Genomic DNA, 14,103 nt, shown 5'->3' on the forward strand with positions numbered 1-14,103 from the left:
CTCAATATATGTTTGATCGCATCTCAAAATTTACCAACAGCACTTCTTTTCTAAACGCCTCAAAAGTAACCATTGCTTCTGTCGTACCAGTGCTGATTTTGAACTTTTTAGGGCATTTTGAAATTGGTTTTACAATTGCTCTTGGTGCATTTTATACTTACCCCAGTGATATTCCGAGTTCGCTGAGTCATAAAATAAAAGGACTTATAGTAGCTTCATTTATAGTTTCAGGAGTCAATTTACTTGTGAATTTTGCCTATCCGTATCCTTTGTTATTTTATCCTTTTTTAGGTTTTTTATTGTTTTTATGTTCTATGATTTCAGTTTATGGTCAGCGTGCAACTCTGGTTTCGTTCTCTGCCTTATTATCAATTTCATTATCATTTGGGCATCTTCATACTGGATTAGAAGCTTTTGAATATTCTGGCTTTATCTTTATTGGAGGAATCTTATACCTTATCGTGTCTCTGGTTTTTCACTTTATACAGCCTTATAAATATGTTGAATTACAAATTGCCGAAGGGATTAAGTTAACTGCAAAATACTTAAAATTAAGAGGCGATTTATGGAGTCCAGAAGCCAATCGCCAAAACATAATTGAAAAACAATTAGCCATTCAGGTCGAATTGAATTTGATTCATGAAGATTTAAGAAAAATGCTGATTGGCAATCAAAATGCTTCTGGAACTACTACTCAAAACCGAAAAATGTTATTGGTTTTTATTACGCTAGTTGAAATTCAAGAACTGGCACTATATACCTCATTTGATCACAGCAAACTGCATCAAAAATTTGCTAAGCATCCGGAAGTTCTTCGAACGTATCAAAACGTGGCGTATAAACTGGCATCGACTTTAAAAAAATTGTCTAAAAATGTACACCATATTGCCGTTTATGTAGACAAAAATGATTTAAAAAACGAATTGGATGCACTTGAATTTGCCATTTTTGATTACGAAAAAACTTTAGGCAAAGAAGAAGCCTCAGAAGGTGTTTTGATGTTGACTAATATGCTGAAATACGCTAAAAACCAAGTTGGTAAAATCAAAATTATTCAGCGAGCTTTTTCATTGGCGATGCAGTCTTATAAATTAAAAGATAAAGACAAAGAACTTGAAAAATTCCTGACTCCACAATATTATCCGTTGCGAACCTTGACTGAAAACTTAAGCTTTTCATCTTCTATTTTCAGGCATTCTTTGCGATTGACCATTACGATTCTGATTGGTTTTATTGTTGGAAAAATACTTCCATTTCAAAACGTTTATTGGATTTTACTAACCATTGTCGTAATTATGCGACCGGGCTACGGTCTAACAAAAGAACGATCCTACAACCGAATTTTCGGAACTATTCTGGGAGGTTTATTAGCGTTCGGAATTGTATCGCTTGTTCAGAATCACGTAGCGTTAAGCATTTTTTCTATTGTTTGCATGCTTCTTGGAATTTCGTTTACACAAATTAATTACAAAATCAGTGCAACTTTTGTAACGATGTATGTTGTATTTATCTACGGAATTTTAACGCCAAATGTTGTTGAAGTAATTCAGTTTAGAATTCTAGATTCGCTTGCTGGAGCAATTTTAGCTTTCTTGGCAAATCAATTTTTATGGCCGGCTTGGGAATTTATAAATACACCTATTCATATTGAAAATTCGATTCGTGCCAATAGAAATTACTTAAAAGAAATAGCTGATTTTTATAATAAAAAAGGAGAAGTTCCAACCTCATATCGATTAGCTCGAAAACATGCTTTTGTTGAAATTGGCAATTTCATGACTTCATTTCAAAGGATGATGCAGGAACCAAAATCAAAACAAAAAACACTGCCTTTGGTCAACAAATTGGTAGTTTTAAATCATTCTTTGCTTTCTGCACTGGCTTCTTTGTCTACGTATATTCAGTCTCACCAAACTACATCAGCCTCAGAATCATTCAATTATATCATAAAAACCATTTTATCAAACTTAGATCAGTCGATTTCAATTTTAAAAAATGAAACAATAATAAAAGATACTTTTTTTGAAAAAGAAGATGTTACACTGCAATTTGAAGAGCTCAAACGCAAAAATTTCACTCGTTTGGTAGAAGATGATGAACTTGATAAAGAAACACGACAAGCTAAAATGCAGGAAGCCCAAATGGTGATTGAGCAATTGATCTGGATGAGCAATCTAGCCGAAAAGATTTTGAAAATTACAAAAGAACTAAAAACAGTAAATCCAGATTAATTCATCTGGATTTATTGTTTTTATATAAGATTTAAGCTTAATTACTTAGTTTTAAAACGTCAGAAGTATGTTTTCTAAGTTCTACCAAAAGCTCTGGTTTATCATTTAAAGTCTGACCATAAGAAGGAATCATATTCTTCATTTTTTCTTCCCATTCTGGTGTTTTAATTTGATTGGCAAAACATCTGCTGATTAAGTCAATCATAATTGCAACAGCAGTCGATGCTCCTGGAGAAGCTCCTAAAAGAACTGCTAAAGTTCCATCATGTGTATTAATTACTTCCGTTCCAAATTCCAAAACGCCACCTTCTTTTTCATCTTTTTTAATAACCTGAACACGTTGTCCTGCTCTTTCTAATTTCCAATCTTTAGAACGTGCTGTCGGCAAATATTCACGAAGTGCAGTCATTCTATCTTTTGGAGACTGGCGCACCTGCTCAATTAAATATTTCGTTAATGGAATATTATGAAATCCCGCTGATAACATCGGAATTAAATTGTTTGCTTTTATAGATAATGGTAAATCTAAATAAGAGCCATTTTTTAAGAAACGAGTTGAAAATCCTGCAAATGGGCCAAAAAGAAGTGCTTTTTCACCGTCAATTACACGCGTATCAATATGAGGAACAGACATTGGAGGCGCTCCAACGCTTGCTTTTCCGTATACTTTTGCCTGATGTTTTGCAATAACCTCTGGATTAGTACATTTTAGCCATTGCCCGCTTACTGGGAAACCGCCATAACCATTTCCTTCAGGAACATTTGCTTTTTCTAATAAAGGCAATGAACCTCCGCCTGCACCTATAAAAACAAATTTAGTATAGGCTTTTCGTGTTTTACCAGTAGCGATATCTGTGATTTTAATTCTCCATGATTTATCATCACGCTGTTTTAATTTCTGTACTTCATGATTAAAGTACAAAGATACGCCGTCAAGTTTTTCTAAATAATTAAACATGCTTCTGGTTAGAGCCCCGAAATTAACATCGGTACCAATTTCCATGTGCGTTGCAGCTAATTTTTCGTTAGCTTCTCTGCCTTCCATAACAAGCGGCATCCATTTTTTTAATTGCTCAAAATCAGTACTGAATTCCATTTGAGAAAAAATAGGATTGCTTTGCAAAGCTTCAAATCTCTTTTTAAGATATGCTACATTTTTATCACCCCATACAAAACTCATATGAGGAACACTTTTAATAAAATTATCGGGAGATGGAACTTTATTTTGTTCCACTAAGTACGACCAGAACTGGCGAGAAATCTCAAAAGACTCTGCTATACTTATTGCTTTTTTAGGATCAATACTTCCATCTGCCTTCTCTGGAGTATAATTTAATTCACAAAAAGCAGAATGTCCTGTTCCAGCGTTATTCCAAGCATCAGAGCTTTCGGCCGCAGCAACATCTAATCTTTCGTAAATTTCAATTTTAATATCAGGTTGTAATTCTTTCAAAATTACTCCAAGAGTGGCACTCATAATTCCAGCTCCAATGAGTACTACTTCACTATTTGAACGTATGGTTTCGTCAGGCATAACAGTATTTTATTTAAAGTGCAAAGGTACTTTATATAATTGCAAAAAAAAACTAAAATTTACATGATAAAAGTTAGAAAATTATAAAAAATAAAATGGCATAAGAATTTAAGCAGGAAGTTTTTAAAATCTTTTAGATGAAAGATAATCTTGAAGCATAATTGTGGCTGAAATTTCATCTATCAATCCTTTATTTTGTCGCTGTTTCTTACTCAATCCGCTGTCGATCATCGTTTGAAAAGCCATTTTTGAGGTAAAGCGCTCATCAACACGAACTACTTTCATATCTGGAAAAATATTAGAAAAGTGCGTTACAAAACCTTTAATTATCGGTGCACTTTCTGATGGCTGACCATTCATTTGTTTGGGTTCACCAATCAATACAACTTCTACTTTTTCTTTTGCGAAATAATCTTTTAAAAAGTCGATTAAAGTATTCGTAGGAATAGTAGTTAAGCCCGATGCAATAATTTGCATTTCGTCTGTAACGGCAATTCCGGTGCGTTTTTGTCCGTAATCTATGGATAGAATTCTTGGCATTTTGTAATTTTTATCAAAGATAAGTATTTTAGTTTTCTCATTCTTCACAAAAAATAAACCGTAACTCAATAAAAAATCCGCCTTGAGAACTCAAAACGGATTTATGCAAATATTCAAAACCTAAAAAAAAACAATTTATCTACCTATTAAATAATCTTTTAAAAAAACCTCTTTCTTCCTCTTCTTCATCTTCTTGCTCTTCGTAATGCGCGAATTTAGACTGTGCTTTTTCATGTTCGTAAATCAGCTCTTTAATATACTCTACATAAGATCTCTTTTTCTCTTCTAAAAACCCGATCAAGTATTTTTCACTAAATTCTACACCGCTTGCTGCTTCAATTTGAAGTAACTTTTTATACAAAGGCTCAATGTGCATCGCAACAACTTCTTGCGGTACTGATTGTCTTCTTCCAAAATAATTTACAATCGCGCCATTTTCATCTTTTGCAATTTCAAAATCAGTAATTACCCAGTAATATCGGCCTGATTTGGCAAGGTTTTTTACAATTGCATGGAAGTTTTTTCCCTTTTTCAGGTTTTCCCAAAGCACTTTAAAGATAACTTTTGGCATATCGGGATGGCGAATAATATTGTGTGGCTGTCCCATCAGCTCGTAATCTTCATAACCTGAAACATCTACAAAAACTTCATTGGCATATTCGATAATACCAAAAGCATTTGTTTTGCTCATGATTACCTGGGTTTTGTCCCATGTAACTTCTTTGTCAATTACTGTAATTCTGTTCTGAAGTTGATTTTCCTGATTCATATTTACTTCTTATAATTTGTTTTGGAATGGTATTTATAATTCCGCTTTCGCTGTTTCGGAATCACAGTGCGAAAGTAAAAAGAAGAAAAACTTAGAAATCTGACTTTTGTCATATTCTAACAATAAAAAAACTTTTACAGGCAATTTATGTTCAAATAAATTTAAATGTGAACAAAATTTATTTATCAAATTAAAAACAAAATGTTACATATATAACATTTTCAAAAGGTTTTACTTTTCTGCTTTTCTACAAATACGCTATCTTTGCCAAAAATTAAAACTTATGAATTCTTTACAGACTATAATTGAACAAGCTTGGGAAAACAGAGCTTTATTAGAAGAAACTACAACAACTGATGCCATTAGAGAAGTTATCGAATTGGTTGATGCTGGAAAATTACGTTGTGCTGAACCAGTTGGTGACAAATGGCAAGTAAACGAATGGGTTAAAAAGGCAGTTGTAATGTATTTCCCAATTCAAAAAATGGAAACATGGGAATCTGGTATTTTTGAATATCATGATAAAATGTTGCTGAAAAGAGGTTATGCTGAAAAAGGAATTCGTGTAGTACCAAATGCTGTTGCACGTTACGGAGCTTATATCTCAAGCGGTGTTATCTTGATGCCAAGTTATGTAAATATTGGTGCTTATGTCGATGAAGGAACTATGGTTGACACTTGGGCAACTGTTGGTAGCTGTGCACAAATTGGTAAAAATGTTCACTTAAGCGGTGGAGTTGGAATCGGTGGTGTTTTAGAACCATTACAAGCTGCTCCTGTAATTATAGAAGATGGCGCTTTTATTGGTTCTCGCTGTATTGTTGTAGAAGGTGTGCATGTTGGTAAAGAAGCTGTTCTTGGCGCTAACGTTTGCTTGACTGCTTCAACAAAAATTATTGATGTAACTGGTGACGAACCTGTTGAAATGAAAGGTTTTGTTCCTGCACGTTCAGTTGTTATTCCAGGAAGTTATACTAAAAAATTCGCAGCTGGAGAGTTTCAAGTGCCATGCGCTTTAATCATTGGTACTCGTAAACCATCTACAGATTTAAAAACTTCATTAAATAATGCGCTTCGCGAATACGACGTTGCTGTATAAATTTTAAGGAAAAACATATTAAAAAATCCAAATTCCAATTGAATGATTGGAATTTGGATTTTTTTTGCTTCAATTTGTAATCTCTTAAAAAGATTTAATTCTCTATATGAAGATACTTGTAATTCAGCAAAAAATGATTGGTGACGTTTTGATCAGCAGCATAATATGCAACAATTTGCGTACTGCTTATCCGGAGGCTCAAATAGATTATTTGGTTTATGCCTCAACAACGCCAGTTTTAGAAGGCAATTCAAGTATTGACAATATTATTTTGTTTGAAGAAAAACATCGAAAAAGCAAAAAGGAATTATTAAAACTTGGACTTCAGATTCGGAACGAAAAGTACGATTTAGTAATTGATGCCTATTCGAAATTAGAAAGCTGGATATTGGTTTTGTTAAGCAATGCAAAACGAAAAATATCATATAAAAAACCAGGAAGAAAGTTTTTATATACAGATAATGTTGCGTTTGAACCTTTTCCTAAAACAAATTTGGGTTTAGCTATTGAAAGACGCCTTTCGCTATTAGAACCTTTAGATCTGAAAATTCAAATCGATCCGATTCCGAAATTATTTGTTTCTGAAAAAGAAAATCAGCAAGCTTTGGCACTTTTTGAAAAACACAACGTTCGAAAAGATCGAAAAACTGTTATGATTAGTCTTTTGGGCAGTGAAAAATTAAAAACATATCCTTTAGAGTTTATGTCTAAAGTTGTCGATTACGTAGCTGATACCGCAGATGTAAATATTCTTTTTAATTATTTTCCGAAACAGTTAGAAGATGCCAAAGCCGTTTTTAACACCTGCAAACCTTCAACGCAAGCAAAAATTTATTTTGATTTATTGGGAGGAGATTTGCGCTCATTCATCGGACTAATGAATCAATGTGATTTGATTGTTGGAAATGATGGAGGTGCAATAAATATGGCAAAAGCACTTGAAAAACCATCGTTTATTATTTTTTCTCCGTGGATTGAAAAGAAAATCTGGGCCACTTTTGAGGACGGAATTCATCATCTTTCTGTTCATTTAAAAGATTATCGCGCTGATTTATTTGAGCAAAAAACCGAAAAAATGCTCAAGAAAGAAGCTTTATCTTTATATCAGGAATTTAAGCCTGAATTTTTTGCACAAGAAATAGAGTCGTTCTTAAGTCAAAATTTAAGCGCTTTAATACAATGATTTTGGCAGAAAAACAACCATTAACCGCATTGGTTATTACCTATAATGAAGAACAAAATATTAAAGATGTTTTGGATCATTTGGCTTTCGCCGATGAAATAATCGTTGTAGATTCTTTTAGCACAGATAAAACTTTTGAAATTGCTTCTTCTTTTAGCAATGTAAAAGTAGTGCAGCGTGCTTTTTATAATTTTGCTTCTCAACGTAATTTTGCTTTAAGCCTTTCTTCAAATTCGTGGATTCTTTTTGTTGATGCTGACGAAAGACTGACGCCTGAACTTCAAAAAGAAATCAGTTTTGTGATTAATCAAAAAGACAGTGCTTCGGCTTATTTTGTTCGCAGAAACTTTATGTTTCAAAATAAAAAACTGCGTTTTAGCGGCTGGCAGACTGATAAAATCATCCGACTTTTTAAGAAAGAAAGTGCTATTTATAATCATGAAAAAATTGTTCACGAAAAATTAATTGTAAATGGAAAAATTGGTCAATTAACAACTAAACTGATTCATTATTCGTACTCGAAATATGAAGACTACAAGCAAAAAATGGTCTTTTACGGAAAACTGAAAGCTCAGGAAGAGCTGTTAAAAAATACCAAACCTAACTTTTTTCATTTTTACATTCGTCCGGCTTATCAATTTTTAAATCAATATATACTCCGATTAGGAATCTTAGATGGAAAAAAAGGAATTATAATTTGCTATCTTAATGCTTTGAGTGTTGCAGTGCGTTTTCAGGAGCTTAAAAAAATCAGATCTAATAACTAAGATTTCCAGAATTTAAGTTTCTTTTTCAGCCTTTTCTTTTTTGCAAATTCTTCTTGAAAATGAGTAGTTGCCTGCCACATTTTTTCGAAAATTTCAGTCTCCGTTTTATCCGTGTAATATTTAGCATACTCATTGCTCATTACCGCAATCATTTCTTTTTTAGGTGTCAGACGTCTAAAATTATCCATACGCTGTTCAAAACTCATAGCGTCGTGAAAATTCATTCTATTCAAATCCACTAAGAAAAATGCGTATTGATTTTCAGAAACTTTTTTAATTAAAGTATTTCCTGGAGAGTGATCTAAAAACTCTACTCCTTTTTCATGCAGATCAAAAGAAAATTTGGTGAATTGTCTTAAGATATTATCATGATCTGGATAGTTAGGAATTTCTACCAATTCTCTATATGTCAATTCGGTTACTAAATGCTCACTTGCATAATAACTGTCTTTTAAACCAATAAAATTAAAATTTTCAAGAAACGCAATTGGTTCTGGGGTTCCAATTCCTTTTTCTAACAAAAGCGTAGCATATTCAAATGAGCGTCTTGCTTTAGATTTTCTAAAGTATTTATAAGCAATTTTGTTTATGATATTCGGGATTTTGAACGATTTGATATTGACAGTTTTTCCGTTTAAATCAAACAATTTAATTTTATTACGATCTCCATTGCCAAAAAGTTCTCCAGAAGTTTGAAAACTATTGATAATCTGTGATATATAATTTTCGTCGGACTTATATTTTTCGTTGATTTTTAAAGGCATAGCGAGTATCTGTAATATTTAAAGTTCAAAAATAACTAAATGCTTTCATTCTAATAATAAAAACCTTTATTTATTAAGTTCTGTATTCTTTTATGACAAATATTTTCTTGGATTAAAAAAGCTTATTCTGTTGTTTTTAAAACTTTTACAACAAATATTTTATAATTGTCTTCTATTATTTTGCAATCGAAAATATGACGTACAATGAAAATATTAAATATTACATCAATAACTGAACTAAGAGGTGGTGATGCTCAGATGTATACTGTTTATAAACTTTTAAAAGAAAAAAGTGAATTAAAACAATACATTTTATGCCCTCACAACTCCATATTAGCCGCAATTTGCAAAAATGATAATGCCATTTTTTTTACTTATAAAAAAAACAAATTTAAACTCTTCAACCTAACTGTGGCAATTGTAAAAATCTGTAAAAAAGAATCAATCAACATTGTGCATATTCATGACTCTTCTGCACTTAATGCAGGTTTAATAGCTTTAAAATTCCTAAAAAAATGCACTTCTTTAATCTTAAGCAGAAAAAGAAACAACAAAATCAAAGATAAATTTTTGAATCGATATAAATATTCACATCCTAAAATTCAGAAAATTGTCTGTGTATCAAAAGCTGTAGAAGACATTTTCGATAAAATCATTCCGAATAAAGAACGTTTAGTAACGATTTATGACGCTATTAATGTTGAAGAATTTACCCATAAATCAAATCAAAATCTACTGCATAGAGAGTTTAATTTTTCACCAGACACCAAAATTGTCGGTAATATTGCCGGATTGACTAATCAAAAAGATATCTATACTTTTATTGATACAGCAAAAAAAATTAAAACGAATAATGAAACAAACTATCCTATAAAATTTATTGTTATAGGTGATGGACCGCTAAAAAAGGATCTAATTAAATATGCAAAAGCTGCTTCTTTAGAGAATGATCTATTCTTTACAGGATTTAGAAGCACAATAGATCTTCTTCCTGAGTTTGATGTGTTTTTGTTAACTTCAATTACTGAAGGTCTTCCGCTGACAATTTATGAAGCATTTGCAAGCAAAATTCCAGTTGTTTCTACAAAAGCTGGAGGAATTCCAGAAGTTATTGTTGACGGAAAAACAGGATTTTTAGCTTCGATAAAAGATACGGAAACACTATCCAAAAGGGTGCTCGAAATTTTAGAAAATCCTGATTTGGAGGAAAACATAAAAACGAACGCTTTTCAATTGGTAAAACAAAATCATGATTTGAATGTTATGCAAAAAAACTATTATGATTTTTACAAAAGCGTATCCTAATATTGATCAATTAGTGGTTTCCAAAACTCGATTACTTTAGGTTTATTTATTCCGTGACAGCCAAACGGAAGTTCGTTGTTTGTTAATTTCATTGCTAGATTAGGTTTTCGATCAATAGCAAAGTAAACAGCCTCCTTATAACCGGGAATTTTAAAATTCGGATCTAATTCAGGACCTTTTAAAGACCAAAAAACGTCTTCGATTGCATAAATTTTCTTTTCTTTTTCATTTAAAAAATCAAAAATAAATTGTTGATGCTGTTTTGCAATTGCATAATGAGAAGCTACTTTTCGTAATGAAAGTCCGCCATTGCCAACTTTAAAGAAAGTCTGTTCGCGTTCATTCTTCTTTTTTGACCTGAATAATCTTGCTACTTTGTTGAAGATATTCATTCCAAAAGAATCTGTAGAAGTTGCGATCCAAGGTGCTCCAATGTAATCATATCCTTTTTTGCACCATTTTATTAATTCATTTTTAAAAACAAAAGCATCCAATTGATAGATTAAAATGTATTCGAAATCTAAAAAAGCTTCATAAAATAGATCTGACAACAGCAATTCATTGTAACCGTTAATGTTAGCAAAATATTTTTTAGGAAAACTTTTAGCAGTAATATTATCAAACTTATCCGTTAAATAAGAATGATTCAATCCTTCTGGATGCACAATTACAATTTCGTAGTCTTTTAAGACTTTACAGCATTGTAAAAACGATTTTTCTTCAAGTTCACCAAAATACTCCTTATAGACAGGAATAATTATTTTTACTAATTTTTCAGACATGTGGTATTTTAAAATTAAATCTGTTAAAAAAATTATTGCCTACTATTAAAAGCATTTTTTTACAATAAATTTCTTTTTGATATTCTGACTTAAAGAACAAAAATAATCTTATAAATAAGAAAAACTTCATTATTCTAAATTAAATTTAAACTTTATACCAACAAGAAAGATTATTTTTGCCACATAATAAGTTATCAAACATTTTACAATGAACGAAGAAATAATCAACGCTTACGACGTTATCAAAGAAGGCGGCATCATTCTTTATCCGACAGATACGGTTTGGGGAATTGGTTGTGATGCTACTAATCCAGAGGCAGTTGCAAAAATATACAAGCTAAAACAGCGTGCTGAAACACAAAGTATGATTGTTTTGATGAATGGCGAAAAAATGATGTATAATGTATTTAAAAACATTCCAGAAGTAGCTTGGCAAATTTTAGATTTATCTGAAAAACCAACTACATTAATTCTAGACGAACCAAGAAACGTTGCTAAAAATATAATTGCAGCTGATAATTCGCTTGGAGTTCGCATCGTAAAAGAACCTTTTTGTTTTAAATTATTAGAGCGAATGAAAAAGCCATTGGTTTCAACTTCGGCTAATATTTCTGGACAGCCCACTCCTATTGCTTTCAAAGACATTAATCCTGAAATTATTAACGGAGTTGATTATGTTGTAAAATTGAATCAGGATAAAGTTGCAGGAAAACCTTCAACCATTATAAAATTGACAAATGATTCACAGGTAAAAGTGATTCGAAAATAGTGATTTTTTCTGTTTTAAGTTTCAAGTTTCAGGTTTCAAGTTTTATCCAGAACCTGCAACTTGAAACTTGAAACCTGAAACTTTAAACAACCTTAAGACTCTCAATTAGCCAATCGATATCTTCTTTGGTGTTGTAATGACTAAATGAAATTCGGAGATTTGGTAATTTTAAATCAGTCTCCGAAAGCATTTCTTTTAAAACATGCGATGGTTTTATGCTTCCGGATTGGCAGGCGCTTCCCCTTGAAACTGCAATTCCCTTCATGTCTAGACTAAACAAAAGCATAGAAGTTTTATCTGATGAAAAAGGCAAAATAATGTTTATAAGATTATAAAAATCGTCTCTTTTTCCAATGATTCTAAAATCTGGAAAATAAATTTTCAACTCCTGAATAAGATAGGTTTTAAGACCTGAAATATATTCTCTTTCGCGATCTAAATTCTCATAAGATAGAGACAAAGCTTTTGCCATTCCAGCAATTTGATGCACGGCTTCGGTTCCGGCACGAAGTCCTTTTTCTTGTTCTCCACCAAAAATTAAAGGCTGTAAACCAGAGTTTTTGCGAATAAAAGCAAAACCAACACCTTTTGGTCCGTGAAATTTATGTGCACTTGCTACAATAAAATCTACAGCGGTTTTTTGCAGATCAATTTCTGTTTTACCAACCGATTGTACGGTATCAGAATGAAACAAAGTATTATACTGCTTGCAAATTGTTCCCACTCGATCAAGATCTAAAACAGTTCCCGTTTCATTGTTAACATGCATTAAACTAACAATTGTCTTTTTTTCTTCTGCCAATAAATTAGACAAATGTGTTAAATCGATACTTCCGTCAGAATTAATTTTCACATAATCAACCTGAATATTATAATCTGCCTGTAAAGCCAAAACAGCATACAAAACAGCGTGATGTTCTACTTTAGAGGTAATAATTCGCTCTACTTTTAAATCTTCAACAGCAGATCTCAGAATCCAGTTATCTGCTTCAGTGCCGCCAGAAGTAAAAATAATCTCCTGTGCAGAACAATTTAAATTTTTGGCAATACTTTTTCTAGAAAGTTCTAAAATAGTTTTTCCGTTACGGCCAAAACTATGCGTAGAAGACGGATTACCAAAATCTTCTGCCATAATTTTGGTCATTTCCTGAATAACTTCAGGGCGTATAGCAGTAGTAGAGGCGTTATCGAGGTATACTTTTTTCATCATTGCAAAGTTATGAAATATCAATTGTCTAATCTTAAATATCATTTGCCAAATTTTTCACTATTTTTGACCCAAATAAAATTACGATGAAAAAATATGCATGCCTTTTGTTTTTTGGCCTTTTATTAAACGGTTGTGATGATGGCGACTTAACTATAGAAACTATCGATTTTGCAGATGTTACCTCGACAAGTTGTGATACAACCAGCACTTTAATTTATAAACTTAAGACTCAGGAATCACTTCTTCTGCAATTGCCTTCAGGCAGTATTAAAAACAATCCTACTACCCCAGGCGACACCTTAACCTATGACATTGACAATAGCAGTTATCGTGTTGTTTACAGAGCATATGACGGTACTGTAGCAAAAGAAAACATATGCGGTACAATACCTCCAAAAACGCCTAATGTTACTGAAGAATGGATTGGAAAATCTGGAAAAATTGTCATCGCAACATCGCCAGTTTATAAATCACCAGCACCAGATGATGGGCATACTGAAATTACAGGTTACAGTCATAATATTGTTTTTAGAAATATTACGTTTTTAAAACCACAAGAACAAATTGAAAAAGAATATATTTTCGGAGACTATTTGTCATCGGTTACACCAGTTGTCGTAACTGTTCCTGATGAAACAGCTGATTATTGTTCTGAACAAAAGAAAGTTTACAACAACAATCTTTCAAATTCATTAGTACTTGAAAACTTTGATGCAACTTCTTTATTTATCAATGAAGATACTCCAACTGGCAAACCTAGAACAAGTTTAATTAATGCGGCCACAAACACAACTGCAACTTTAAATAATTTATATTACAGAACATACAATGGTAATTTGCCAACAAGCCCAAAAGACTATTATTGTGTAACATTAACGCCAACGACTCCTACAGTAAAAGATACATGGGTAGGTGAAACAGGTGTTGCAAGTGTAAGTGGAATTATAGAGGTAACAACAACACATACTAATAATGTTTACAAACATACCGTTGTTCTTAAAAATGCAAAACTTAAAAAAGGAAACAGTATTTTTAATCTAGCTACAACTTTTGTTTTAGGAACAGTAACAATAGTTATTTAGTAAAAAAAAAGCTTTTTCATTCTTACAAAAAAACATCCGTTTTTCAACTTGATTTCTATTAAGAATTA

General features: G+C 32.1%; 13 protein-coding genes. 7 read left to right on the top strand and 6 right to left on the bottom strand.

The features are described from left to right. Nucleotides 1-8: 8 nt before the first annotated feature. Nucleotides 9-2,231: an FUSC family protein gene (locus IR010_RS03850; protein WP_194601736.1), complete on the top strand. Its 2,223-nt coding sequence runs from the start codon at nt 9-11 to the stop codon at nt 2,229-2,231. Between the two features lie 37 nt (nt 2,232-2,268). Here the strand turns inward: IR010_RS03850 and IR010_RS03855 are convergent, their stop codons facing one another. The 3 genes from IR010_RS03855 to IR010_RS03865 all read right to left on the bottom strand — a co-directional run bounded on the left by IR010_RS03855 (nt 2,269) and on the right by IR010_RS03865 (nt 5,074). Next, nucleotides 2,269-3,765, bottom strand: a complete 1,497-nt coding sequence (locus tag IR010_RS03855) for a malate:quinone oxidoreductase (protein ID WP_194601739.1) — start codon at nt 3,763-3,765, stop codon at nt 2,269-2,271. Nucleotides 3,766-3,888: 123 nt separating this feature from the next. Further along, nucleotides 3,889-4,305, bottom strand: a complete 417-nt coding sequence (gene ruvX, locus IR010_RS03860) for a Holliday junction resolvase RuvX (protein WP_029269277.1) — start codon at nt 4,303-4,305, stop codon at nt 3,889-3,891. 139 nt (nt 4,306-4,444) lie between these two features. Continuing rightward, nucleotides 4,445-5,074, bottom strand: a complete 630-nt coding sequence (locus IR010_RS03865) for a PAS domain-containing protein (RefSeq protein WP_194601742.1) — start codon at nt 5,072-5,074, stop codon at nt 4,445-4,447. 283 nt (nt 5,075-5,357) lie between these two features. On the opposite strand from IR010_RS03865, the gene IR010_RS03870 reads away from it, so the two are divergent. From IR010_RS03870 to IR010_RS03880, 3 genes are all read left to right on the top strand, one after another. Continuing rightward, complete coding sequence (locus IR010_RS03870) at nt 5,358-6,173, top strand: 2,3,4,5-tetrahydropyridine-2,6-dicarboxylate N-succinyltransferase (RefSeq protein ID WP_194601745.1); 816 nt, start codon at nt 5,358-5,360, stop codon at nt 6,171-6,173. Between the two features lie 106 nt (nt 6,174-6,279). Continuing rightward, nucleotides 6,280-7,356: a glycosyltransferase family 9 protein gene (locus tag IR010_RS03875; RefSeq protein ID WP_228515079.1), complete on the top strand. Its 1,077-nt coding sequence runs from the start codon at nt 6,280-6,282 to the stop codon at nt 7,354-7,356. Further along, entirely contained in the window at nt 7,353-8,123 is a 771-nt protein-coding gene (locus IR010_RS03880; RefSeq protein ID WP_194601747.1) for a glycosyltransferase family 2 protein, read from the top strand. Before IR010_RS03875 ends, IR010_RS03880 begins: the two co-directional genes overlap by 4 nt. On the opposite strand, the gene IR010_RS03885 is transcribed toward IR010_RS03880, so the two are convergent. After that, nucleotides 8,120-8,887, bottom strand: coding sequence for a Kdo domain containing protein (locus IR010_RS03885; RefSeq protein WP_194601750.1), 768 nt, complete (start codon nt 8,885-8,887; stop codon nt 8,120-8,122). The two genes, IR010_RS03880 and IR010_RS03885, sit on opposite strands and share 4 nt — an antisense overlap. Before the next feature lie 204 nt (nt 8,888-9,091). Here IR010_RS03885 and IR010_RS03890 point away from each other — a divergent pair, with 204 nt between their 5' ends. Continuing rightward, nucleotides 9,092-10,192, top strand: coding sequence for a glycosyltransferase family 4 protein (locus IR010_RS03890; protein WP_194601753.1), 1,101 nt, complete (start codon nt 9,092-9,094; stop codon nt 10,190-10,192). Here IR010_RS03890 and IR010_RS03895 read toward each other — a convergent pair. Further along, nucleotides 10,189-10,974 (bottom strand): DUF5672 family protein, encoded by a 786-nt coding sequence (locus tag IR010_RS03895; RefSeq protein WP_194601756.1) that lies wholly within the window; start codon nt 10,972-10,974, stop codon nt 10,189-10,191. The two genes, IR010_RS03890 and IR010_RS03895, sit on opposite strands and share 4 nt — an antisense overlap. Before the next feature lie 208 nt (nt 10,975-11,182). Between IR010_RS03895 and IR010_RS03900 the strand changes: the two genes are divergently transcribed. Further along, nucleotides 11,183-11,743, top strand: coding sequence for an L-threonylcarbamoyladenylate synthase (locus tag IR010_RS03900; RefSeq protein ID WP_194566850.1), 561 nt, complete (start codon nt 11,183-11,185; stop codon nt 11,741-11,743). Nucleotides 11,744-11,825: 82 nt separating this feature from the next. Here IR010_RS03900 and IR010_RS03905 read toward each other — a convergent pair whose 3' ends face one another. Further along, complete coding sequence (locus IR010_RS03905) at nt 11,826-12,950, bottom strand: cysteine desulfurase family protein (protein ID WP_194601759.1); 1,125 nt, start codon at nt 12,948-12,950, stop codon at nt 11,826-11,828. An 86-nt stretch (nt 12,951-13,036) separates the two neighbouring features. On the opposite strand from IR010_RS03905, the gene IR010_RS03910 reads away from it, so the two are divergent. Next, a complete protein-coding gene (locus tag IR010_RS03910) occupies nt 13,037-14,035 on the top strand; it encodes a hypothetical protein (protein WP_194601762.1) in 999 nt (332 codons plus the stop codon). Nucleotides 14,036-14,103 lie beyond the last annotated feature (68 nt).

The organism is Flavobacterium sp. MR2016-29, from assembly GCF_015350695.1.
Lineage (GTDB): Bacteria > Bacteroidota > Bacteroidia > Flavobacteriales > Flavobacteriaceae > Flavobacterium.